General features: G+C 69.7%; 16 protein-coding genes. 3 read left to right on the top strand and 13 right to left on the bottom strand.

Features of this window, described 5'->3' with window-relative positions; translation table 11 throughout:
- Window positions 1–40 precede the first annotated feature (40 nt).
- Complete coding sequence (locus tag ACFWNN_RS12170; protein ID WP_382439934.1) at window positions 41–1,240, top strand: esterase-like activity of phytase family protein; 1,200 nt, start codon at window positions 41–43, stop codon at window positions 1,238–1,240.
- Window positions 1,241–1,329: 89 nt separating this feature from the next.
- On the opposite strand, the gene ACFWNN_RS12165 is transcribed toward ACFWNN_RS12170, so the two are convergent.
- The 11 genes from ACFWNN_RS12165 to ACFWNN_RS12115 form a co-directional block, all read right to left on the bottom strand.
- A complete protein-coding gene (locus ACFWNN_RS12165; RefSeq protein WP_382439933.1) occupies window positions 1,330–2,748 on the bottom strand; it encodes a GH1 family beta-glucosidase in 1,419 nt (472 codons plus the stop codon).
- Entirely contained in the window at window positions 2,745–3,569 is an 825-nt protein-coding gene (locus tag ACFWNN_RS12160; protein ID WP_382439932.1) for a carbohydrate ABC transporter permease, read from the bottom strand. The genes ACFWNN_RS12165 and ACFWNN_RS12160 overlap by 4 nt, the downstream gene beginning before the upstream one ends.
- A gap of 4 nt (window positions 3,570–3,573) precedes the next feature.
- Window positions 3,574–4,473: a carbohydrate ABC transporter permease gene (locus ACFWNN_RS12155; RefSeq protein ID WP_382440127.1), complete on the bottom strand. Its 900-nt coding sequence runs from the start codon at window positions 4,471–4,473 to the stop codon at window positions 3,574–3,576.
- A gap of 77 nt (window positions 4,474–4,550) precedes the next feature.
- Window positions 4,551–5,813 carry an extracellular solute-binding protein gene (locus ACFWNN_RS12150; protein ID WP_382439931.1) on the bottom strand — a complete coding sequence of 421 codons (1,263 nt, stop codon included), beginning with the start codon at window positions 5,811–5,813 and terminating at the stop codon, window positions 4,551–4,553.
- A 516-nt stretch (window positions 5,814–6,329) separates the two neighbouring features.
- On the bottom strand, window positions 6,330–8,846 hold the full coding sequence (locus ACFWNN_RS12145) for an ABC transporter permease (protein WP_382439930.1): 2,517 nt from the start codon (window positions 8,844–8,846) through the stop codon (window positions 6,330–6,332).
- A gap of 5 nt (window positions 8,847–8,851) precedes the next feature.
- On the bottom strand, window positions 8,852–9,604 hold the full coding sequence (locus ACFWNN_RS12140; protein ID WP_382439929.1) for an ABC transporter ATP-binding protein: 753 nt from the start codon (window positions 9,602–9,604) through the stop codon (window positions 8,852–8,854).
- A gap of 120 nt (window positions 9,605–9,724) precedes the next feature.
- Window positions 9,725–12,694 carry a helix-turn-helix transcriptional regulator gene (locus ACFWNN_RS12135; RefSeq protein WP_382439928.1) on the bottom strand — a complete coding sequence of 990 codons (2,970 nt, stop codon included), beginning with the start codon at window positions 12,692–12,694 and terminating at the stop codon, window positions 9,725–9,727.
- 14 nt (window positions 12,695–12,708) lie between these two features.
- Complete coding sequence (locus ACFWNN_RS12130; RefSeq protein WP_382439927.1) at window positions 12,709–12,861, bottom strand: hypothetical protein; 153 nt, start codon at window positions 12,859–12,861, stop codon at window positions 12,709–12,711.
- Window positions 12,862–12,998: 137 nt separating this feature from the next.
- Window positions 12,999–15,833 carry a BTAD domain-containing putative transcriptional regulator gene (locus ACFWNN_RS12125; RefSeq protein ID WP_382439926.1) on the bottom strand — a complete coding sequence of 945 codons (2,835 nt, stop codon included), beginning with the start codon at window positions 15,831–15,833 and terminating at the stop codon, window positions 12,999–13,001.
- A 321-nt stretch (window positions 15,834–16,154) separates the two neighbouring features.
- Window positions 16,155–16,346, bottom strand: coding sequence for a DUF397 domain-containing protein (locus tag ACFWNN_RS12120; RefSeq protein ID WP_382439925.1), 192 nt, complete (start codon window positions 16,344–16,346; stop codon window positions 16,155–16,157).
- Window positions 16,347–16,369: 23 nt separating this feature from the next.
- Window positions 16,370–17,215, bottom strand: a complete 846-nt coding sequence (locus ACFWNN_RS12115) for a helix-turn-helix domain-containing protein (RefSeq protein ID WP_382439924.1) — start codon at window positions 17,213–17,215, stop codon at window positions 16,370–16,372.
- A gap of 166 nt (window positions 17,216–17,381) precedes the next feature.
- Here ACFWNN_RS12115 and ACFWNN_RS12110 point away from each other — a divergent pair, with 166 nt between their 5' ends.
- Entirely contained in the window at window positions 17,382–17,699 is a 318-nt protein-coding gene (locus ACFWNN_RS12110; RefSeq protein ID WP_285639035.1) for a hypothetical protein, read from the top strand.
- Window positions 17,700–18,078: 379 nt separating this feature from the next.
- Window positions 18,079–20,292 carry a SulP family inorganic anion transporter gene (locus tag ACFWNN_RS12105; RefSeq protein ID WP_382439923.1) on the top strand — a complete coding sequence of 738 codons (2,214 nt, stop codon included), beginning with the start codon at window positions 18,079–18,081 and terminating at the stop codon, window positions 20,290–20,292.
- 55 nt (window positions 20,293–20,347) lie between these two features.
- Here ACFWNN_RS12105 and dacB read toward each other — a convergent pair whose 3' ends face one another.
- Together dacB and gndA are read right to left on the bottom strand one after the other, a co-directional pair.
- Complete coding sequence (gene dacB, locus ACFWNN_RS12100; protein ID WP_382439922.1) at window positions 20,348–21,880, bottom strand: D-alanyl-D-alanine carboxypeptidase/D-alanyl-D-alanine-endopeptidase; 1,533 nt, start codon at window positions 21,878–21,880, stop codon at window positions 20,348–20,350.
- Window positions 21,877–23,307 carry an NADP-dependent phosphogluconate dehydrogenase gene (gene gndA, locus ACFWNN_RS12095; protein ID WP_382439921.1) on the bottom strand — a complete coding sequence of 477 codons (1,431 nt, stop codon included), beginning with the start codon at window positions 23,305–23,307 and terminating at the stop codon, window positions 21,877–21,879. Before gndA ends, dacB begins: the two co-directional genes overlap by 4 nt.
- Window positions 23,308–23,414: the final 107 nt, after the last annotated feature.

The following is a 23,414-nucleotide window of genomic DNA, read 5'->3' as shown; positions in this document are numbered from 1 at the left end:
ACGGGAACCACGGGTAAAACGATCGTCATAAGGTCGCCGCATGAGGAGAACACTGGCCGTAGGCCTCACCCTGCTCACCGTGACGGCGCTGGCCACGCCCACGACCGCCGCCCCGCAGGTGAACGCGCAGAAGGGCCCCAAGCAGGCCACGCTGACGAACTTCGCCTTCCTCCCGGCGGAGACGTTCCTGCCCGGCAGCGAACCGAGCGGCGCGGCGCTGGGGACGACGCCGATCAACGGGGTCACGCCGCCGTTCGCCGACCAGCCGATCCAGGGCTTCAGCGGGCTGGTCCGCAACAGCGACGGCACGTTCGACGCCATCTCCGACAACGGCTACGGCACCAAGGCCAACAGCGCCGACTTCCTGCTGCGCATCCACCGCATCGCGCCGGACTTCGCGAAGAACACCGTCGACGTGCTCGGCGGCATCACGCTGACCGACCCGAACGGCCACATCCCGTTCCCCTTGACCAGGCAGGACCGGGTGATCACCGGCACGGACATCGACGTCGAGTCGGTCACCCGCGGCGCCGACGGCACCTACTGGATGGGCGACGAGTTCGGCCCGTACCTGCTGCACTTCGACCGCGCGGGCCGCCTCCTGGCCCCGCCGGTGCCGCTGCCCGGCGTGCGCGCGCCCGAGAACCCGGCGGGCAACCCGAACCTGGGCGGCAGCAAGGGCTTCGAGGGCATCACGCTGTCCCCGGACGGCAAGCGGATCAACGCGCTGCTGGAGGGCACGGTCGCGGGCGACGCCCCGGGAACGCTGCGCCTCAACGAGTTCGACATCGCGTCGAACTCCTTCACCGGCAAGACGTGGCGCTACCGGCTGGAGGACCCGAACTTCGCGATCGGCGACGCGATCGCGGTCGACGCCAACCGGCTGCTGATCATCGAACGGGACAGCGCCCAGGGTGCCGACGCGATCGTCAAGCGCGTCTACCTCGCCGACAAGCGGGACCGCGACCGCAACGGCGAGCTCGACAAGACGCTGGTCGCCGACCTGCTGAACCTCGCCAACCCGAAGCACGTCGGCGGCCAGGCGAACCCGTTCAAGTTCCCGTTCGTGACCATCGAGGACGTCACGATCCTCGACGACCGCACGATCGCGATCCTCAATGACAACAACTTCCCGTCGTCGTCGGGCCGCACCCCGGGCAAGCCGGACAACAACGAGTTCATCACCGTCAAGCTCGCCGAGAACCTGCACGCCGACCCGCGCGTGCTCGGCAGGCGCTGAGCACCCCGCACACAAGAGAGCGCTCTCACCTGCGGACAGAAGTATCCGCAGGTGAGAGCGCTTAAGGCCCCCTCGGCCCGTCCTGTCGGCTAAACGGTGTAGCCGTGCGCTGGAAGCCCGTTCTGCCCGATGATCCGGGACAGGGCCGCCGCGCTCTCCTTGACCGTCCGCTCCTGCGTCTCGAAGTCGACGTGCACGATCCCGAACCGCTGCGAGTACCCGGCCGCCCACTCGAAGTTGTCGAGCAGCGACCACGCGAGGTAGCCGCGGATGTCCGCGCCCTCGGAGATCGCCCGGTGCACCGCGCGCACGTGGTCCACCAGGTACTTCGTCCGCTGCACGTCGTGCACGCGACCGGCGGGTTCGACCACGTCCGGGAACGCCGAGCCGTTCTCGGTGACCACCAGCGGGATGCCGTCGACGTGCTGCGAGAGCCGCACCAGCAGTTCGGTGAACGCGTCGGCGTTCTGCTCCCACCCGAACCCGGTCAGCTCGCCCTGGGGCGGCTGCAGCTCGACGCCGCGCAGGCCCGCGTGCGGCCCGGCCGGCACGAAGTCCGGGTCCGCGGCCGGTGCGACGCGGGTCGGGTTGTAGTAGTTGACGCCGATCCAGTCGATCGGGGTCGCGATGGTCTCCATGTCCCCGTCGCGCACCACGTTCGTCCAGTCACCCAGCCAGGTGGTGTCCTGGAGGACGTCCAACGGGTAGCCGCGGCCGAGCACCGGGTCGAGCAGGATGCGGTTCTGCAGGCCGTCGACCTTGCGGACCGCCTCCGCGTCGTCGCCCCAGACGGTGCTGAAGTTGAGCACGATCGACAGCCGGTGCGACTCGGGTGCCTGCGCGCGCAACGCCTGTGTCGCGAGCCCGTGGGCGAGCAGCAGGTGGTGCGCCGCCTCCAGGGACGCGACCGCGTCGGTGATGCCCGGCGCGTGGATCCCGTTGCCGTAGCCCAGGAACGCCGACACCCACGGCTCGTTCAGCGTCGTCCAGGCCTGCACCCGGTCGCCGAGCCGTTCGTGCACGATCGCCGCGTACTCGGCGAACCGGTAGGCGGTGTCGCGGTTGCGCCAGCCGCCGAAGTCCTCCAGCACCTGCGGGAGGTCCCAGTGGTAGAGCGTGGCGAGCGGCTGGATGTCCTTCTCCAGCAACGAGTCCACCAGCCGGTCGTAGAACGCGAGCCCGCGCTCCTCGACCTTGCCGCTGCCGCTCGGCTGGATCCGGGGCCACGCGACGGAGAACCGGTAGGAGGCGAGCCCGAGGGACTTCATCAGGTCCACATCGGACTGGTACCGGTTGTAGTGGTCGCAGGCCGGGTCTCCGGTGTCGCCGGCGAGCACCTTGCCGGGCGTCGCGGCGAACGTGTCCCAGATCGAGGCACCGCGACCGTCCGCAGTGGTCGAGCCCTCGATCTGGAACGCCGCGGTGGCCGCTCCCCACAGGAAGTCCGGCGGGAAGGTCAGCACCTCGCGCCCGACCTCGACGTCCGAGTCGGTCGTCAATTCCGTCATCCCTTCACCGCGCCCTGCATGATCCCGCCGACGATCTGGCGGGAGAGCAGGACGAAGATCGCGATCACCGGCAGCACCGCGATGGAGGCACCGGCGAGCATCAACGAGTAGTCGGTGTAGTAGCCGCTGGCCAGCGTCGACAGGGCGACCTGCACCGTCGGGCTGTCGTTGGGGTCCAGCACGATCAACGGCCAGAAGAAGTCGTTCCACGCCGTCATGAACGTGAACATGCCGAGCACGGCGGCCTGCGGCCGGACGGCGGGGAAGCCGACGTGCCAGAACGTCCGCAGCACCGAGCAGCCGTCCACGCGCGCGGCCTCGATCAGCTCGTACGGCACGGTCTCCTCGCACGCCTGGCGCATCCAGAACACCGCGAACGACCCGATCAGCACCGGCACGATGACCGCCTGCAGCGTCCCGTACCAGTCGAGGTCGGACATCAGCATGTACAGCGGGATCACGCCGAGCTGCGTCGGGACCATCGCGGTGCCGAGCACGACCAGGAACAGCGAGTCGCGGCCCTTGAACCGCAGCCGCGCGAACGCGAACCCGGCGAGCGTGCCCAGCACGACGTTCGAGATCGCCACCGTCGCCGCCACGATGAACGAGTTCTGCATCGCGAGCCAGAAGTCGACGGTGTCGAAGACGCGGGTGATGTTCTCGACCAGGTTGCCGCCGGGGATCAGCGGCGGGACCTTCTCGCCGAGGACCGAGTTGTCCTTCGACGCGACGATGAACGAGTAGTACAGCGGGAAGACCGACGCGGCGAGCACGGCGACCAGGAACCCGTAGAGCAGAGGCCCTGCCTTGGCGTTCTTCATGCGATCACTCCTTGCCCGCGATGCGCCGCGTCAGCGTGAAGTTGACGATCGCGACCAGCAGGACGACCACGAACAGCATCCACGCGATGGTGGCCGCGTAGCCGGCGTCGAACAACCGGAAGCCCTTCTCGTACATGTAGAGCACCAGCGTCTGGAACTGCCGGTCGGAGCCGCCGGTCGAGTTGTTGGCGGCGAAGCCGGGGTCGAACAGCGCCGGTTCGGCGAAGAGCTGCAGACCGCCGATCGTCGAGGTGACGACGGTGAACAGGATCGTCGGCCGGATCGACGGCACGGTGATCGACCAGAACATCCGCCAGCGGCCCGCACCGTCCAAAGTGGCCGACTCGTACATGTCCTTCGGCACGGACTGCATGGCCGCCAGGTACAGCAGCGCGTTGTAACCCGTCCAGCGCCACATGACCATTGTGGACACCGCGAGGTGCGAGGCCCACGTCTCGGCGCGCCAGTCGATCGGGTCGATGCCGACCAGCCCCAGCAGGAAGTTCACGATGCCGAAGTCGCGGCCGAAGAACTGCGCGAACACCAGCGCCACCGCGGCGACCGAGATGACGTTGGGCAGCAGCACACCGGCGCGCCAGAACGCACTGCCGCGCAGGCCCCGGTCCAGCAGCGCGGCGAGCCCGAGGGCGGCCAGCAGCTGCGGGACGGTGGAGAGCACGAACAGGCTGAGCGTGTTGAACAGCGCGTTCCAGAACTTGGCGTCGCCGAACAACGTGACGTAGTTGTCGAGACCGACGAACCCCAGGTTGCCGTCGATCAGCTGCCACTCGTGCAGCGACACCCACGCCGTGTAGATCAGCGGGTAGAGCCCGAAGACCCCGAACACCAGGAAGAACGGCGCGATGATCAGGTACGGCGTGTACTTGGCGTCCCAGTTGCTCAGCCGGAACCGCTTCGGCGCTCCGGTGGAAGGCGAAACCGAGGCGGCCGGAGCCGCCTCGGTCTCTGGACGAGTCACCGTCACTTGGCGGCGTCCGTCGCTTCCTTCAGGGCCTGCGTCCACGCGTCAGCCGCGCTCTGCTTGCCCTGCTCCACGCGGGTCAGCGCGGTGCCGAACACCGGGCCGACCTTCGAGTCCTTCGTGCCGCGGTAGGTCGGCTTCAGCGACTCCGCCGAGGTCGCGAAGATCTGGCCCACCGGAGCCTTGTTGAAGTACTCGTTGACGGTCGCCTGCACCTCGGCGTCCTGGTAGACCTTCGGCTGCGACGGCAGGTTGCCCGTCTCCTTGAAGATCCGCTTCTGCTGCTCGGGGGCCGTGAGCCACTTGGCGAGCTCGTAGGCCTCCTTCGGGTGCTTGCCCTGCTTCGGGACGGCGAGGAACGAGCCGCCCCAGTTGCCGCCACCGCCAGGCGCCGTCGTCACGTCCCACTTCCCGGCCGCCGCGTCGCCGGCACCCGCCTTGATCAGCGCGAGCGCCCAGGCCGGGCAGGTGGTGGTGGCGAACGAACCCTGCTTCAGCGCGACGTTCCAGTCCTGGCTGAACGGCTCCAGAGCACCGGTCTGCCCCTTGGTGCCGAGTGCCGCCGCCTGGTCGAACGCCGTCTTGACCTTGTCGTTCTTCTCCGCGATGTACGAGTCGTCCTTCGCGAAGTAGCCCTCCTCGGTCTGGTCGAGGATCGCCTTGTAGACGTTGCGGCCCGTGTCGACGAACTTCACGTTCGGCGTCGCGGCCGCGAACTGGTCGGCGACCTTCGCGTAGTCGGCCCAGGTCGGCCACAGCTTGGCGACCTCGGCCCGGTCCGTCGGCAGCTTGGCCGCCTCGAACAGGTCGCGGCGGTAGCAGAGACCCAGGCTGCCCATGTCCGTGCCCAGCCCCAGCACGAACTCACCGTTGTCGGCGGTGCCCTGGTTCCACTTCCACCCGGCCCACTGGTCCTTCAGGTCCTTGGCGCCGTACTCCGCCAGGTTCACGAACTTGTCCTTGGAGGCGCGGAACTGCGAGATCACGCCTTCCTCGAGGGCCACGATGTCCGCGGCACCACGGCCACCCGCGAGCTGCGTCGCGAGCTGCGTGTTGTGCTGCTCCATCTTGACCTTGCGCTGCTCGATCTTGATGTTCGAGTGCGAGGCCTGGTACTCCTCGATGAGCTTGTCGTACCCGAAGTCCGAGAAGAGGCCCAGCGACAGCTCGATCTTGCCGTCAGCCTGGGAACCCCCGCCGCAACCGGCGACCATGACCATCACCATGGCCGCAGCAGCGCTGCCGACCAGCCTCTTGCTCATCCGTCCTCCTCGACGACGCCGTGAGCGGCGCTTAACTGTGATGAGAGCGCTCTCACACTCGACGGGAGATGCGCGGGTGTCAAGCGGTCGACATCGTTCCGTAACTTTGTGGAGGCAGGCAACAAAAACCTTTGCGAAATTTCCTGAGCGTCTCGGATGGGTGAACCCGGGACGCGGGGAGAGTGCCGGCGGAGGCGTGGCGATGACGCCGGAACGAAGTGGAGGGACGACCGGGCCCTCGCTCCGGTCGTCCCTCCACACCAGGTAGAGGGCATTGCGGGCCAAAAGTGACGCGCGCCCTCAAGATTTTTTCGCGAACTTCCGGTTGGACCCGGTCAGAGCCGGGTAGCTGAGGCGGTTCATCCCCGTGAACCGGCGGACCCGCGAACGCAGCGGAGGCCCGGTGCCCCGACAGCACCGGACCTCCACCGATCCCCCGGTCGTGCGGGCCCCTGTTTCCCGCACTCCCGAACCCGCCTGCCCGCGGCCCCCGACGGCTGGGGCGGGCGGGGTGTCCTACGCCTCCGCCATGCCCGCGACCACGGAGTTCTTCGCCGCCCGGCGGGCCGGCAGGGCCGCCGCGATGACGGCCGCGATCACGGCCAGGCCGAGCATCACGCCGATCTGCCCGAACGGGATGGAGAAGCTGATCTGGAACTCCGGGTTGGAGATCGCCTCGACCAGCAGCCACCCGAACCCGGCGCCGAGCAGCACGCCCACGACCGCCCCGATCAGGGCCATCAGGATCGACTCGACCACCAGCATCTGCCGCAGCTGGCCCCTGGTCAGGCCCAGTGCCCGCAGCAGCGCGGACTCGCGGGTGCGTTCCAGCACCGACAGCGTCAGCGTGTTCGCGATGCCGAACAGGGCGATGATCAGCGCCAGGCCGACCAGGGCCCAGATGAACAGCAGGATCTGGTCGAGCTGGCCGTTCAGCTCCGCCTTCATCTCGGCCGCGGAGTTCAGCACCGCCACCGGCGAGGTCGCGATGACCCGTTCGAGGTCGGCGCGGGCCTGGGTGATGTCCGTGCCGGGCGCCAGCTTGATCAGCATGTTCTGGTAGCCCTTCGAGGGCTCCTTCAGCAGCGACTCGGCGGTGGCCAGCGTGACGATGCCGGTGCCGTAGCTGTTGTCCTTGATCAGCGCGACGACCTTGATGTCCTTGCCGCTGATCGGGATGACCGACCCGACGGCGAGGCCCGCTTCCTTGGCCTCCTTGTCCCGCATGGCGATCTCGTTGTCCTTCATGCCGGTCAACGAGCCTTCGGACGTCTGCGGGCGGACCAGCGAGCCGATCGCGTCGGACGGGTAGCCGGTGACGTCGGCGTACTGCAGCTTCGGCGACTCGCCGTAGGCCGTCAGCTGGGGCGCGACCTTCTCGACGTTGCGCACCTTGGCCAGTTCGTCGACGAACGACTTCGGCAACGGCTGGCTGTAGACGTTCGACTTGACCGTGTAGTCGGTCGGGAACCGCTCGTCGACCTTCTTGCTCATGGTCTCGCGGCCGCTGCCGGCCACCACGGTCACCATCGCGACGATGGTCACGCCGATCATCAACGCCGCGGTGGTCGCCGCCGTGCGCTTGGGGTTGCGGCCCGCGTTGGCCGAGGCCAGCTTGGCCGGAACACCCCGCAACGCCTTGCCGAACAGGCGGTTCACCAGCGGCACGTAGAGCGGGCCGAGCAGCAGGACCGCGAGCAGCAGCACCATCACGGCACCGCCGGTGATGAACATCGCGGGCTCTTCCTTCTCCTGCTGGAGTCCGAAGTAGACACCCGCGCCACCGAGCAGCGCGATCAGCGCCGCCACGGCGATGCGGATCTTGCCGGTGCGGGCGACGTCGTCCGAGCTGTCCGGCTGCGACCGCAGCGCGGCCACCGGGGCGACCTTCGTGGCGCGCCGGGCCGGGAGCACGGCCGACAGGACCGTCACGACCACGCCGACGCCGAAGCCGGCCGCGATCGTCACCCACGTGATCGGCAGGCGGATCGGGGTGTCGCCGCCGCTCGGGCCGCCGAAGCTGCCGATGACCGACTGCAGGCCCGCCGAGACGCCGAGGCCTCCCAGGATGCCGAGCACCGACGCCGCGAGACCCATGAAGACGGCCTCGGCGAGCACGGACCGGAACACCTGCCCGCGTTCCGCTCCGACGCAGCGCAGCAGCGCCAGTTCCTTCGTGCGCTGGGCGACGAGGATCGTGAAGGTGTTGTAGATGACCATGCCCGCGACGACGAGCGAGATCGCGGCGAACGCGAGCAGGAAGGTCCTGATCTCCCCGGCCGCGTCACCGACCTGTTCCAGCGTGGCCTGGGTGAGCTGCTCACCGGTCTGCACCTGGTAACCGGGGCCGATGGCCTTGGTGATGTTGTCGACGAGCTGCTGCTGCGTCACGCCCGGCTTGGCGACCGCGACGATCTCGTAGATCCGCTGGTCCGGGATCAACGCGCGCAGGCCGTCCGGCGACACCACGACGTGGTCGCTGCCGGACATCGAGAGGCTGCTCGCGCCCTGCTGGTAGGTGCCGACGATGGTGAAGACGTGCTCGGCGTTGTCCTTGTCGAGCAGCTTGAGCCTGTCGCCGACCTTGAGCTTGGCGACCTGCGCGGTCTTGACGTCGATCGCGGCCTCGTCTGCCTTGGCCGGGAACCTGCCGTCCTTGACGTCGAGGTCGCGCAGCTTCTCCGTTGTCGGCAACGGCTGCACCAGCGCGTTGCGGGCCTTGCCCTCACCGCTGAGCAACGCGGCGCTGCCGTACTCCCGCGAGTCCGCGCCCTCGACGCCGGGCGCCGAGCGGATCTTCTGCAGGAAGTCGGCGGGGATGCCCTTCTCGACGTCCGGGCTGTTCTCCGTCGTGTGCACGGCCGCGTCCACGTTGCGGGCGCTGCGGGCGAAGTTGTCCCTGGTCTGGGCCTCGACGGCGTCGCCGAGCACGAGCGTGCCCGTCACGAACGCGACGCCGAGCGCGATGGCGACGCTGGACAGCACCAGCCTCGCCGTGCGGGCCCGCAGGCCCGCGAGGATCGTCTTCCACATGTGGTTCAGGCCCCCAGGTGCGCGAGGGCGTTGACGACGGACTCGGTGGTGGGCTGGTGGATCTCGCCCGCGAGCCGGCCGTCGGCGAGCAGCACCACGCGGTCCGCGTAGCTCGCGGCCACCGGGTCGTGCGTCACCATGATCACGGTCTGGCCCATCTTGCGGACCGACATGCGCAGGAAGTCGAGGACCTCGGCGCCGCTGCGGGAGTCCAGGTTGCCGGTCGGCTCGTCCGCGAAGATGACCTCGGGACGGGCGACGAGCGCGCGGGCACACGCCACGCGCTGCTGCTGGCCACCGGACAGTTCGGTCGGGCGGTGCGTGAGGCGGTCGCGCAGGCCCAGCACGTTGACGATCGTGTCGAACCACTGCTTGTCGGGCTTGCGGCCGGCGAGCTCCAGGCCCAACAGGATGTTCTGCTCGGCGGTCAGCGTCGGCAGCAAGTTGAAGGCCTGGAACACGAAGCCGACGCGGTCGCGGCGCAGCTTGGTCAGGTCCTTGTCGTTCAGCTTGGTGATCTCGGTCTGTCCGATGTGGATCGCGCCACCGTCCACCGTGTCCAGTCCCGCGAGGCAGTGCATCAGCGTGGACTTGCCGGAGCCGGACGGGCCCATGATCGCGGTGAACTTGCCCGCCTGGAACGCGACGCTGACGCCGTCGAGCGCCCGCACCGCGGTGTCACCTTTGCCGTAGACCTTCACCAGGTTGTGGGCCGCTGCCGCGGTCCGGGTCCCGACCTCGGACGCCAGTGCAGACATGTCGCTTGCCTTCCTCACAGGGGGTGTTTCCTTGATGAGGAAGAAGCTATTTCGACTTTCTGTGCGCGGACATCAACTCCGCGACGCGTTGCGCATCAGCCTGAGGTATGACAACCGGGGCTATTCCAGCAGACCCCGGTCGTACGCGATCGCCACGGCCTCCGCGCGCCGCGACGCCCCGAGCTTCGCCATGATCCGGGAAAGGTGCACGGAAACGGTCTTCTCGCTGATGTAGAGCTCCTCGCCGACCTCGCGGTTCGTCCGTCCCGCGGCCACCAGGACGAGCACGTCGCGTTCGCGCGGGGTGAAGAGGTCGACCTGGTCGCGCACCGGTTCGTCCGCCCGCAGGGTGATGCGGGCCCGCTTGGCGGCGGCCGCCACGGCCTCACCGAGCGGCTTGGCCTTGAGTCCCGTCGCCACCTCGTCGGCGAGTCTGAGCTGCTCGGCGGCCTCCTCCCGGCGGTCCGCGCCGAGCAACGCCTCCGCGAGCCGCCACCGGCAGAGCGCCTGCTCGTACGGCACGCCGTAGGCGAACTCGTCGATCGCGGCCTGCCACAGCCCCGGGTCGCCCACACCGGTCAGCCTGGACTCCTCGGCGAGCGCGCGGGCGAGCCACGCCCTGCCCTCCGGACCGAGCGTGCTGGACCGCGGCTTGCCGTTGCGCGCGGTCAGCCGCACGTGCTCGGCGAGCTCGTGACCTGCCTGAACGGCCTGGGCCTCGGCATCAGCGTCGCGTTTGCGGCGGGCCTTCGCGGCGATCTCCGCGTGCGCCGCGATGCCGACCGCGCCGATCCTGATGCCCGCGAGCATCCACGGCCCGCCGAGCTTGCGCGCCCACTCCAGCGCGTCGGTGACCCGCTCGACCGCGAGCTCCGGCCGGCCGCGCCACAACGCGAGCTCGGCGCCGGTACCGCCGTTGATCAGCGCGATCTGGATGTCGCGGTGCCAGTCGCTGCGCAGCTTGGTGATCACCCGCTCGGACTCGGCGAGGTCGCCGCGCGAGACCGTGAGGTGGGTGCTCGCCGACGCCAGCCGCGCGAGGACCGTCGAGGACACCGCCATGCCCGGCGGTTCGCTGGCCCACGCCGCGTAGTCCCAGTCGCCGATGTAGTAGTGCACCAGGACCTGCAGGATGCGGATCTCCAGCCCGTACATGCTCCAGGTCAGGCCGGTCTCCTTGGCCCGGTTGCCGGCCAGGTTGTAGACGCGGGCGGCCTCGGCCAGATCGCCGCGGTCGTAGTGCATGAGGCCGAAGTAGTACCAGGCCCTCAGCTCGTTGTTGAACGCTCCGACCTCGCGCGCGCAGTCGATCGCCCGCTCGAAGCTCTCCTTCGCCTGCTCCGGCTGGCTCGCGTGGTCGTCGAGGATCGCGAGGGTGCCGAGACCGTCCGCGACGGCACCAGGCGCGTTCGCCGTCTGGCCGTCCGCGATCGCGAGCTCGGCGGCTTCGCGCGCCTGAGTGTCCTTTCGTTGCTGCCGCAGGGAAGAGGCCTTGCCGGCGAACACGCGGGCGCGCGTCGGGCTGGCTTCGCGGTCGCGCACGAGGTCGAGTGCCTTGCCCAGCACGAGGAAGTGCTCCTCCTCGTTGCCGTCGAGGATCGACAACGCCTGCGAGAGCCGCAGCCAGATCTCGGCGGCCTCCTCCGGCGTCTGCTCGGCGCTGATCGCCTTGGTGGCACTGCGGGCGAACGCGACGGCCCGTTCGGGCTGCCCCGCCGTGCCCGCCACCCACGACGCCCTGCGCAACAGGACCGACTCGTCCACTTCGGACGGACGGTCGTGCGCGGGCACCGCGTTCCAGAGGTTGAGCGCCTTCTCCAGGTACCGCAACGACTCCGCGGGCGCACCCGCGCGTTCGGCCTCCTTGGACGCCTGGATGGAGGCCTTCAGCGCAAGCGGCAGGTCGTGGCTCTCGAACGCGTGGTGCGAGAGCGCCGCCGCCGAGCCGCGTTCGTCGAGCCGCTGGGACAGGTGCCGGGCGTACGCGGCGTGCAGCCGGACCCGTTCGCCGGGCAGCAGGTCGCGGTAGACGGCCTCGCGGACGAGCGCGTGCCGGAACGTGTAGACCTCGTCGTCGCTCACCACGAGCAGGTGGTGCTGGACGAGCTCGCGCAACGCCGTGTCGAACGCGAGGTCGGCCATGCCGGACACCTCGTGCAACCGGTAGTGCCGGACCCGGCGCCCCCACGCCGACGCGACGCGCACGGCGTGCTGCGCCTCGGGACTGAGGCGTTCGACCCGGCTGAGCAGCACGTCGGCGAGCGCGGACGGCAACGACCTCGGGTCGTCGCAGGTGGCGACCGCGATCAGCTCCTCGGCGAAGAAGGCGTTGCCCTCGGACCGTTCCGCGACCTGCTGCACGACGTCCTCGGGCAGGTCGTCGGACAGCGCCTCGACGAACCGGCGGGCGTCCGCGGCGTTGAACGGCGTGAGGTCCAGGCGGTCGACGGCGGGCAGCCGGACCAGCTCGGACAGCAAGGGGCGCAACGGATGGCTGCGGTGCAGGTCGTCCGCGCGGTAGGTGCCGACGACCAGCAGCCGCTGGGAACGCAGGCGGGACAACAGGAACGACAGCAGGTACCGCGTCGACGCGTCGGCCCAGTGCAGGTCCTCGACGACGAGCAGCACGCGCTGCCGTTCGGAGAGATCGGTCAGCAACCCGAGCACCGCGTCGAACAGCTGGAGCTGCCCCACGTCCTGCTCGGGCCGCCGGCCGGGAATCAGGCTCGGCGCGATCATGCCCTCGGTGCCGGGCTCGCGTTCGGCCGGCAACGCGAGCTGCGGCAGCAACATCGCGAGCGCGGGCCGGTTCGACACGTCCTTGATGGAGCCGAGGGCCTCCGCGAACGGCAGGTACGGCAGGCCGGTCTCGCCGGCGTCGAGGCACCGTCCCATGAGGATGATCGTGTCGTCGGCGCTCGCGGCCAGCTCGTCGATCAGCCGCGTCTTGCCGACCCCCGCGTCGCCGGCGAGGAGCACCGCCCCCGCGGTGCCCTCACCTGCCTGTGCCAGCGCGGCACGCAACCGGTCCAGCTCGCGGTCACGCGCGACCAACGGGATGCCAGAACCAAGTCGCGCCACGAGTGGCATGTTTTCACATGTCATCACCGGGTGCTGCGGGGTTTTCCAGAGGTGCGGTGGATCACTCGGTGCAGCCACGACGGCGCGGAGCCGTTCGACCGCTGCCAGTTGCACCGGGCGTTGCCACGTCGGTAGTCGATTTCCGCCTTGATCGCCTCAGGGGTCCACTCGGTCATGGTGAGGAGGTTCGTCCTGAGGGGCCGGGTGAGGCATCAGGCGATCACGCACTCCGGCGCGGCAGAACCCTTACCCGGCCGCCGTGACTGAGGCCCTTACCCACCGGAACCGCCACAGGCCGGCCGCGACCGAGCCCTCAGCCCACCTTCACCGCGCGGGCCCGAGCCAGCCGAGCCCTCACCCCGTCGGCCTCGGGCGCCCCCAGCTCCGTGAACAACGCCAGCGCCCGCTGCCAGTGCGCCGCCGCCCCCGCCGCGTTCAGCCGCTCGAACACCGCCGCGAGCCGGTCGTGCGCCAGCGCCTGGTGGTACGGCGACACCGCGTCGCACGCCACCGCCAGCGCCGTGCGAGCCGCCGACAACGCCCCGTCGGTGTCCCCGGTCTCCAGCAACGCCGTCGAGATGTCGGTGTGGCAGGCCGCCTCACCGCACTGCTCGCCCACCTCGTGGTACATCCGCAACGCGACCCGCAGCCACGGCATCGCGTCGTCGAACCGCTGCGTGCTCAGGTACAGCAGCCCGAGGTGGTGGTGGGCGTTCGCCTCGGCCCACTTCGACCCCGCGATCCGCGAGATCTCCATCGCCTCGCGGTAGTGCGCCTCGGCCTCCGCGTGCCGGCCGAGGTCCTGCAACGTGCCCGCGACCGTGGTCAGCGCACGGGCCTGCTGGTGCACGTCCTCCTTGCGGCGCGCCGTTTCCAGCGCTCCCTGCTGCGCCTGCAACGCCTCTTCGAAGCGTTCGAACTGGAGCAGCGCCACGCCGAGGTTGAACTGCATGACGAACCGCGCGTCGTCGTCGTTCAACGCGATCGCGGCCTGGAGCGCGGCTTCGGTGAGGCGCAACGAGGTCTCGCGTTCGGTGCGCAGCCAGAGGTAGCGCGACAACGTGTACGGCAGCTGCCAGGCGTGCACGTGCCAGCCCGAGCCCGAGGCCAGTTCGGCGGCGGCGATGAGGTTCGCGCGTTCGGCGTCGAACCAGGCCGTCGCGTCGGCCGGGCCGGAGATCGCGGGCACGTGCGCCGGGCGGTGCTCGGGGGCGACGAGGACGCTGCCGCGGTTGATCGGCAGCAAGCCGTCGGCGAGGTCGGCGCAGTGCAGGTAGTAGTCGAGCATGCGGCCGGTGGCGGCGCGGCGTTCCGGTTCGGACAGCTCGCGCGCCAGGGTCTTGGTGTAGACGCGGACGATGTCGTGCGCGAAGTGGCGGCCTGGTTCGCTGACGGACAGCAGGTTCGCGGCGGTCAGCGCGTCCAGCGCGCGCTGGGCCTCGATCAACGGGACGTCGCCCATCGCCGCGACCACGTGCGGGGTCAGGTCGGCGCCGGGGTGCAGGCCGACGATCGCCAGCAACCGCGACGGCTCGGCGGGCAGCGCCCGGCGGGAGGCGTCCAGAGCCGCCCGGACCGTGCCCTCGCCGTCCTCCAGCCCCAGGGCGGCCAGCCGGCCCTGCTCGTCCTGCAACTCCTCGACCAGCTCGGCCACGCGCAGACGGGGTGACACGGCGAGACGAGCCGCCGCGATCCGCAACGCCAGCGGCAGGCCGTCGCACAGTTCGGCCAGCGACCGCAGCGCGCCGGCCTCGATGTCGGACCTCCCGGCGATGCGCTCCAGCACGTCGACCGCCGCGTCGGGGTCGAGCATGTCCAGCTCGATCAGCTTCGCCTCGACCTGCGCGACCAGCCCGACGAGCCGCCGCCGGGACGTCACGACCACGCACGACGGCGCGCCCGGCAGCAACGGCAGCAGATCCGCGGAGCTGCGGACGTTGTCGAGCATCACGAGCATCCGGCGGTCGGCCAGCCGCGTCCGCAGCAGCGCCGAGCGTTCGTCGACCGACACCGGCGTCTCCCCGGCGGGCACGCCGAGGGCCCGCAGGAACCGGTTGAGCACCTCGCCGATCTCCAGCGGCTCGCGGTTCGGGTCGTACCCGTGCACGTCGACGTAGAGCTGGCCGTCCGGGAACTCCTCGCGCACCCGGTGCGACCAGTGCAACGCCAGCGCGGTCTTGCCGACGCCGGCCGGACCGGTCACCAGCAGCACCGGGCCGTCGTGGCCGCGCAGCAACGCGTCCATCGCGGCCAGTTCGGGATCGCGGCCGATCAACGCGACGGGCGCGCGCGGCAGCTGGGCCGGGACCGTCACCGGTGCGGGTTCGGGCGCGGCCTGCTGCTGCGGCACGCGCACGGGCGCACGTTCCGGTTCGGGACTGTCCCCCGCGAGCACGGCCTGGTGCACGCGCCGCAGTTCGGGACCCGGTTCGACGCCGAGCTCCTCGATCAGCACGGCCCGCGCCTCGCGGTACGCGGCCAGCGCCTCCGCCTGGCGCCCGGCCTGCACCAAGGCGCGCATCAGCAGGCCGTGGCCGCGTTCGCGCAGCGGGTGTTCGAGGACCATCGAGCCCAGCTGCGAGACCAGTTCCGGGCCCTGCCCGATCGCGAGGCCCAGCTCGGCGCGTTCCTCCAGGACGGCGAGGCGGCGTTCGACGAGCCGGCCGCGTTCGACGTCCGCGTGCAGCCCGGAGACGCCGCCCAGGGGTTCGGCGCGGAACAACGCCAGCGCGTCGTCCAGCTCGACCGCGGCTCCGGCGAGGTCACCGGCGGCGCGCATGCGGTTCGCGAGCAGCACTTGACGTTCGAACACGTCGAGGTCGAGCGCCCCGGGCTCGATGCGCATCAGATAACCGTCGCCGACGGAGGTCAGCAGCTCGGCGGGCGCGCGGCGGGCGCGGGTCGGTTCGAGCGCCCGGCGCAGTCCCGCGACGTAGGTCTGGACCAGGTTGACAGCACTGGAGGGCACGTTGTCGCCCCAGACGGCCTCGATGATCTGCCCGCGGGACACCGGGGTGTTGCGCGCGAGCAACAGGACCGCGAGGACCGCGCGTTGCTTCGCCGCACCGAGATCAACCTCTTGACCTGCGCGAACGACCCGGAGAAGGCCGAGAACCTCGAACCGAAGGGGTTCCTCGCCGTGCGTCACCGCTCTGTCCCTCGCCTGTGGGCCACCTGGAGCTTGAAGATCACTTCAGTCGGGCTCCAGTCGTGCTGTAGAAGGCATTCTTACGCTTAGCGTGTCCAACCAACCACAGACCGCGAGATCAACGGAAACCGGAGATCAGCGAGTCCGACCAGGTTGGACCGGACAGCGGAACACCCGCTGCTCCCCATGATCGACGTGGGTCGGCCGGCGTGCAAGGGGCATCCAGCCCGCGGCGGCGGAACGCCGGCCGGCCCACGTCCCCTTACGAGCAGAAGGCCCCGGCTGGATCATCCAGCCGGGGCCTTCTCGTGCGTCTGTCGATCAGCTGACAAAAGAGCCGTTCTTCGCGGCGGCGAGGAACGTGTCCCACCCCGCGTCGCCGAACCTCAGCCGCGCGCCGTCCGCGTTCTTGCTGTCACGGACCGCCGCACCCGTCGAGACGAGCGCGATCTCCACGCAGTCGGCTCCAGCGGCCGAGGACCGGCTGCTCTTGCGCCAACTCAAGCTTTCCACTGTCTGTTCACTCCCGGTCGCGGTCACGCGAGAGTGCGAGCGACTTCGGTGATCAAGGCGAAGGACTCCCGCTGCGGAAGCGAGGCGCTCACCAGCCGCTCGAACATCTCGGCGTAGGAAAGGACGTCCGACTGCTGTTCCAGGTAGACGCCGCTTCTGGTGCTTTCGATGTACACAACGTCGGGGTCGAGCCGCTCGGGAAAGCTGAGGATCACGAACGGGCCGTCCATCGCGGCATGACCACCGGCGTCGAACGGCACGACCTGCATCATGACGTTCTGCAGTGCACCGATCTCAAGAAGACGCTCCAACTGCTCGCGCATCACCTTTGGGCCGCCGACGAGTCTGCGCAGGGCGGCCTCGTCGATCACGGCGTGCAGGCGCAACGGGTCGTCCTCGCGCAGCAGGGCCTGCCTGGCCTTGCGCAACCGGACGCGGCGGTCGATCTCGGCGGTGCTCGCGTTCGGCAAGCCCTGGCAGATCAACGCTCTCGTGTACGCCTCGCACTGCAGCAGGCCGGGGATCATCAGGCCCTGAAAGCTCCTGATCGAGTCCGCGTCGGCCTCGTACCCCACGTAACGACCGGGCACGATGTCGCCGAACTCGTCCCACCACGCCTTGCGGCGGGCTTCCCTGGCGAGCTGGACCAGTTCCTCGAGGGCTGCGGCGTCCGCACCGTAGGCGGTGAGCATGTCCCGCACGTCGCGCGGGCTCACCCCCACCCGGCCCGTCTCGATGCGGCTGATCTTGGAGGCGGAGCACTCCAGGCGCTCCCCGACCTCCTCGATCGTCAGCTCGGCCACTTCGCGCAGGCGCCGCAGCTCGCTCACGAGCCGGCGCTTGCGCAGGGTCGGGCTGCTACCCCGCATGACGCCTCCTGAGTGGCATCCGCACCTCCTGGTCGTTCCCAGTTTGAGAGCAAACCAGCCCGTCGCAAAGAGACGTCATCCATTCGTGTACTGCAACTTGCAGATCGCAGGTTGGGCGCGCCAGGCTGCATGGGTTGCTTACGCACGGACTGGAGCTCTGAGCCTGATGGCCGTCACGGTGTTCAGCCAACTGGACAAGTCGCTGCACTCCCACCTGGCCACACTCACCGACCTCGCCGCCCGCGGCGACGACCAGACCGCTCTCGTACTCGCCAGGGTTGAGTTGCCGAGGGTGGTCGCGGTGGTGAAGGCGTTGCTCGACGAGCACCAGCCCGACGAGCACGGCCGGTGCGCGACCTGCAAGCGCGGCTGGTTCTCCAGGCGGATGCCCGCACCGTGCCGTGCCTACCTGTCGGCGCAGCTGATCCTGACCGTCGTCGGCCAGGAGACTTCGCACGGCAAGCACCTGCGCTCGGTAGGCTGATTTCCGGAACTCGATAGTTCTTCGGTTCCCGCACGACCTGGGCCGGCTCCGCACCCCCCGACCGGAGCCGGCCCTTCTATGCCGTCACCAGGCGTGACGGCTCGGGGCAAGATCAACACGGTTGGCTGAAAGGTCTGTCACAGCACCGTTTCCGGCCTCATCATTGGTGACGACGCGGCCTGATCCCGACCCACGATGCCTGTGCCGACACGGAGGTGTTCCCGTGCCGACCCCGCATGACCGCGCCGACGAGCTCGATGCCGTCCGGCCGCGCCGAATGCTGCCCTTAGAGGCCCTCTAGAGCACTCAGCTCACTCCCCCTCCCCGCCCTGTGCATCCGTCGCACAGGGCTATGCCGCTATTCAGCAAAGGGAAACCCGTGAACCATCAGCCCAGGTCCAACGCCGGCGACCACACCCCGCACGGCCCTCCGGTGCTCTTGAAGCACGACCTGCCCGCGAGCTTCGTGCTGTTCCTCATCTCGATCCCGCTCTCGCTCGGCATCGCGCACGCCACGGGCGCGCCGCTGATGGCGGGCATCATCTCCGCGATCATCGGTGGCGTGGTCGTCGGCGCGATCAGCGGGGCGCCGTTGCAGATCAGCGGTCCCGGCACCGGGCTCGTGGTGATCGTCGCCGGGCTGGTCGCGCAGTTCGGGTGGGCGGCCACGGCGGCGATCACGCTGGCCGCGGGCGTGCTGCAGCTCGCGCTGGGGCTCACCGGGATCAGCCGCCTGGTGATGTCGCTGTCCCCCGCCGTGGTGCACGGGATGCTCGCGGGCATCGGCATCTCCATCGCCGTCGGACAGCTCGTCGTGCTGCTGGGCGGCACGGCGGCGTCGACCGTGCCCGCGAACCTCGCGCTGCTGCCCGAGGAACTGTTCTCGGCGCAGCTCGGGTCCGTGGTGGCCGGTGCGGTGGCGATCGCGGTTCTCCTGCTGTGGCCCAGGATTCCGCGTGTGTCGCTGGTGCCCGCGCCGCTGGTGGCGGTCGCGCTGGCGACCGGGCTGGCGTTCGTGCTGCGGTTCGACGTGGCCCGCGTGGACCTGCCGGACAGCCACGCGCTGACGTTCCCCGAGATGCCGCAGGGAAGTGTCGGGACGGTGGTGACCGCGATCGTCACGGTCGCGCTGGTGGCGAGCATGGAGTCGTTGCTGTCGGCCGTCGCCACGGACCGGCTGCACGACGGGCCGCGCGCCCGGCTGGACAAGGAGCTGATCGCGCAGGGCACCGGCAACGTGCTCGCGGGCGCGCTCGGCGGGTTCCCGATCAGCGGTGGTCTCGCGCGGAGCTCCACGAACGTCGCGGCGGGCGCGAAGACCCGGTACGCGGCCATCTTCCAGGGCGTGTGGATCGCGGTGGCGGTGCTCGCGTTCGCGCCGCTGCTGGAGCTGATCCCGCTGGCGGCGCTGGCGGGCGTGCTGTTCGTCGTCGGGTTGAAGCTCGTGTCGGTTCAGCGGATGCGGAACCTGTTGCAGCACCGGGAGTTCGTGGTCTACGCGACCACCGCGCTCGGTGTCGTCCTCTTCGGACTGCTCGAAGGCGTGGTCGCGGGACTCGCGGTCGCGTTGCTGCGCGCGTTGTACCGGTTGACGCACTGTTCGGTGCGGGTCGAGGGCAACCGGGTGTGCGTGCGCGGATCGCTGGTGTTCCTCGGCGTCGGGCGGCTCGTGCGGGAGCTGCGCCGGATGCCGCAGGGCGAGACCGTGGTGCTGGAGCTGCACGTCGACTACCTGGACCACGCGTCCTACGAGGCGATCAACGACTGGCGCGAGGGCTACGAACGGCTCGGCGGCCGGGTGCGGGTCGACGAGGTGCACGACACCTGGTACGACCGCGCGAACCAGGGCAAGCCGGGGCGGCGCAAGACGTTGCCCGGCCCGCTGCCCCGGTGGTTCGCGCCGTGGTCGCACTGGCAGGGCACGCCGGACGCCGTGACGCTGCCGGCCCAGCGTGCTTCGGTCGAGGGCGACCCGATGCTGCGCGGCATGCACGAGTTCGAACGCCGCTCGGCGCCGTTGGTGCGGCCGTTCCTGCACGAGCTGGCGGTGCACGGGCAACGGCCCCAGCAGCTGTTCATCACGTGCGCGGACTCCCGCGTGGTGCCGAACCTGATCACCACGTCCGGGCCCGGCGACCTGTTCTGCGTGCGCAACATCGGCAACCTGGTGCCGGGGCCGTCCGCGGACGACAGCTCGGTCGGCGCCGCGATCGAGTACGCGGTGGAGATCCTCAACGTCAGCACGATCGTCGTGTGCGGGCACTCCGACTGCGGCGCGATGAAGGCACTGGTGAAGGGGTCGGCCGCGCGCGGCTCGCACCTGCACTCGTGGCTGCGCAACGCCGAACCGTCGTTGATCAGGTTCCACGCGCCGACCGCGCCGGGCTGCGCGGAGCTGCCGGTGGCCGACCGGCTGGCGGTCGCGAACGTCGCGCAGCAGCTCGACAACCTGCTCGGCTTCCCGAGCGTGCGGGAGGCGATCGCGGCGGGCACGCTGACGTTGAAGGGCATGTACTTCGACATCTCGAACGCCCGCGTCTACCTGGTCGACCCGGACCGCAACGGGCTCGAACCCGTGCCGTCCCCGGCCTGAGAAAGCGAGGAGCCGCCCCGAAAACTCCGGGGCGGCTCCACTGTGGACTCTCCTGTCAGCAGGTGCCGATCCAGGAGCACTCCACGTCGAACCGTTCCTGCGCGGGGACCTTCGCTCGGTCCTGCGCCGGAGCCTTGCGCTGCTGCGGCACCGTCTGGATCTGCGGCGCGACCGAGCTGCCACCGTCCGATGCCAGCCGCACGGCGATGCGGTCCTCGATGTTCTTCGGGTTGTTGAACAGCAGGACGTTGTTCTGCACCACCGAGAACACCAGGTCGCGACCAGCGGCGGTCTTCACGTAGCCGGACAGGCCCGAGACGCCCGAGAGCGACCCGGTCTTGGCCTTCACGTTGCCCGCGGCCGCCGTGTTCTTCATGCGGTTCGCGAGCGTGCCGTCGACACCGGCGACCGGCAGCGACGCCTGCCACCCGGCGAACCACGGCTTGGTCTTCGCCTTGATCAGCACCGACGTGAGGTCGTCCGGCGAGAACTGGTCGAGCCGCGACATGCCGGAGCCGTCGAAGACCTCGACCGCGTTCGGGTCGACGCCGAGACCGGCCCACTTGGTGCTGAGCTGGTTGACGCCGTTGGTGAACGAACCACCCGCGGTCTTGACCAGCACCTCGGCCAGCATGTTGTTGCTGTCCTTGAGCAACGGCACGTTGAGCTCGCTGAGCTTCATCGACGTGTCCGTCGCGAGGACCGCGGCACCGGCTGGCGCCTTCTGCCGCTTCACGCCGCCGGTGACGGTGATCCCGCTGGCCTGCAAGGCCTTCTGGAACACCGACGTGACGAGCCCGGTCGGGTCCTTGACCGACGTGAGCCTCGTGGTCTCGACGGACGTGGAGCCGCTGACGATGATCCGGTTCGTGCCGTGCTCGCGTTCCACGAAGAGCCCGGCGTTGCCGGTCGTCGCCGTGGACACGATCTGCACGTGGTCGTTCGCCGGTTCGGTCGTCACGACGGCCGGGGCGCCCGCCGCGGCGCCCGGCTTGATCCGCACGACGACCGTGCCGGCGCTGAACTTCGCGTCCGGCGAGAGCGTGAGGGCCGACGTCTCCGCGCTGTAGGAGAACGGTTCGTCGTCCCACGCCCAGCCCGTGCCGTACGGCTGCGCGTCGAACTTGGTGTCGTCGATGACCAACGCGCCGTTGACCGTGGTGACACCACTGGCCTTCAGCGTGTCCGCGAGCTGCTGGTAGCGCAGCCGGGACATCGTCGGGTCGCCGCCACCGCGCAGCGCCAGGTCGCCGTTGAGCGTCGCGCCGGACTTCGTGCCGGACGAGACGAGCTCGGTCTTCCAGCGGAAGTCCGGGCCCAGCAGGTCGAGCGCCGTCGTCGTCGTGAGCAGCTTCATGTTCGACGCCACCTGGGAACGCCTGCTGCTCTGCCTGGTGTAGATCACTTCGCCTGTGCCGGCGTCCCGCACGACCAGGCCGACATCCGCGCCCTTGAGCGCGTTGTCGGCGAGGATCGTGTCGAGATCAGCCGTGAGGGCCTCGTTGCCGACCGCCACGGCGCCGCCGCTGGACGTCAGGGAGAACCCTGCCGCCACAGCGACGACCGCCCCCAGAGCTTTTAACTTCACGCTTCCACCTCTGATCGATCACCCGACCACAACGTGTGGAAGCTACCGGGCTTGTCGGTGCGCCTGTACGTGTGCGCCCCGAAGAAGTCCCGCTGTCCCTGCACGAGTGCGGCGGGCAGTCGCTCGGAGCGAAGTCCGTCGTAGTAGGCCAAAGCGGACACAAATCCCGGCGTCGGCACGCCGGATTCGACCGCACGGACCACGACCCTGCGCCAAGCGGCCTCGGCGTTGCGCACCGCGTCGCGGAAGTAGTCGTCCACCAAAAGAGACGCGATGTCCGCGTTCTTGTCGTACGCCTCGCGGATGCGGTTGAGGAACTGCGCGCGGATGATGCAGCCGCCGCGCCAGATCGTCGCCATCGCGCCGAGGTCGATGTTCCAGTCGAAGTTCTTCGACGCCTCGCGCATCATGTCGAAGCCCTGCGCGTACGCGACGACCTTCGACGCGTAGAGCGCCTGGCGCACGTCGTCGACCAGGTCGGCGTCCGGCTTCGCGACGACCTCGCTGGCGCCGAACGCGTCGCGCACGGCCTTGCGCTGGTCGGTGTGGCCGCTCAGGCTGCGCGCGAACACGGCCTCGGCGATGCCGGTGACCGGGACGCCGAGCTCCAGCGCCTCCTGCACGGTCCAGCGACCGGTGCCCTTCTGCTCCGCCGCGTCCTCGATGACCTGCACGAGCGGCGTGCCGTTCGCGTCGACGTGCTTGAGCACCTCGGCGGTGATCTCGACCAGGTACGACTCCAGGTCGCCCGAGTTCCACTGCGTGAAGACCTCGGAGATCTCCGCCGGCGTCTGCCCGCCGATGCGGCTCAGCAGGTCGTACGCCTCGGCGATCAGCTGCATGTCGGCGTACTCGATGCCGTTGTGCACCATCTTCACGAAGTGCCCGGCGCCGTCCGGCCCGACGTGCACGCAGCACGGCTGACCGTCCACCTTGGCCGCGATCTCCTCGAAGACCGGGCCGACGTGCTTGTAGGACTCGGCCGGGCCGCCCGGCATGATGCTGGGGCCGTTGAGCGCGCCCTCCTCACCACCGGAGATGCCGGCGCCGACGAACAGCAGGCCCTTCTCCTTCAGAGCGGCCTCGCGGCGACGCGTGTCGGCGTAGTGGGCGTTGCCGCCGTCGATCACCATGTCGCCGGGTTCGAGGATGTCACTGAGCTCGTCGATGACGGCGTCGGTGGGGCCACCCGCCTTGACCATGATGATGATCTGGCGCGGCGTCTGCAGGCTGTCGACCAGGTCCTGCAGCGTCTCGGCGCCGACGAAGTCGCCCTCGTGGCCGTGCTCTTCGAGCAGGGCCTTCATCTTCGCGGGGGTCCGGTTGTGCACGGCAGTTTTGAAGCCGTGGCGCGCGAGGTTGCGCGCGAGGTTGCTGCCCATCGTGGCAAGACCGGTGACCGCGATACGTGCTTTGCCTTCCGTCATGCGCACAGCCTGCCGTGTTCTCTCGCTTTGCGCGAGACGTCACAGCGTGTTCTCAGACTCCGTTTTGGCAGGTGAACCGCGTCACGTGCCGGTACGTATGGCTAGGC

The organism is Lentzea sp. NPDC058450 (assembly GCF_042721395.1).
Lineage (GTDB): Bacteria > Actinomycetota > Actinomycetes > Mycobacteriales > Pseudonocardiaceae > Lentzea.
This window is presented reverse-complemented; position numbering and strand designations above follow the sequence as displayed.

Bases quoted from the DNA above. Each gene is read 5' to 3' on its own strand.
- ACFWNN_RS12170 (WP_382439934.1), top strand. From the start codon at position 41: ATGAGGAGAACACTGGCCGTAGGCCTCACCCTGCTCACCGTGACGGCG.
- ACFWNN_RS12165 (WP_382439933.1), bottom strand. From the start codon at position 2,748: ATGACGGAATTGACGACCGACTCGGACGTCGAGGTCGGGCGCGAGGTG.
- ACFWNN_RS12160 (WP_382439932.1), bottom strand. From the start codon at position 3,569: ATGAAGAACGCCAAGGCAGGGCCTCTGCTCTACGGGTTCCTGGTCGCC.
- ACFWNN_RS12150 (WP_382439931.1), bottom strand. From the start codon at position 5,813: ATGAGCAAGAGGCTGGTCGGCAGCGCTGCTGCGGCCATGGTGATGGTC.
- ACFWNN_RS12145 (WP_382439930.1), bottom strand. From the start codon at position 8,846: ATGTGGAAGACGATCCTCGCGGGCCTGCGGGCCCGCACGGCGAGGCTG.
- ACFWNN_RS12140 (WP_382439929.1), bottom strand. From the start codon at position 9,604: ATGTCTGCACTGGCGTCCGAGGTCGGGACCCGGACCGCGGCAGCGGCC.
- ACFWNN_RS12135 (WP_382439928.1), bottom strand. From the start codon at position 12,694: ATGCCACTCGTGGCGCGACTTGGTTCTGGCATCCCGTTGGTCGCGCGT.
- ACFWNN_RS12130 (WP_382439927.1), bottom strand. From the start codon at position 12,861: ATGACCGAGTGGACCCCTGAGGCGATCAAGGCGGAAATCGACTACCGA.
- ACFWNN_RS12115 (WP_382439924.1), bottom strand. From the start codon at position 17,215: ATGCGGGGTAGCAGCCCGACCCTGCGCAAGCGCCGGCTCGTGAGCGAG.
- ACFWNN_RS12110 (WP_285639035.1), top strand. From the start codon at position 17,382: ATGGCCGTCACGGTGTTCAGCCAACTGGACAAGTCGCTGCACTCCCAC.
- gndA (WP_382439921.1), bottom strand. From the start codon at position 23,307: ATGACGGAAGGCAAAGCACGTATCGCGGTCACCGGTCTTGCCACGATG.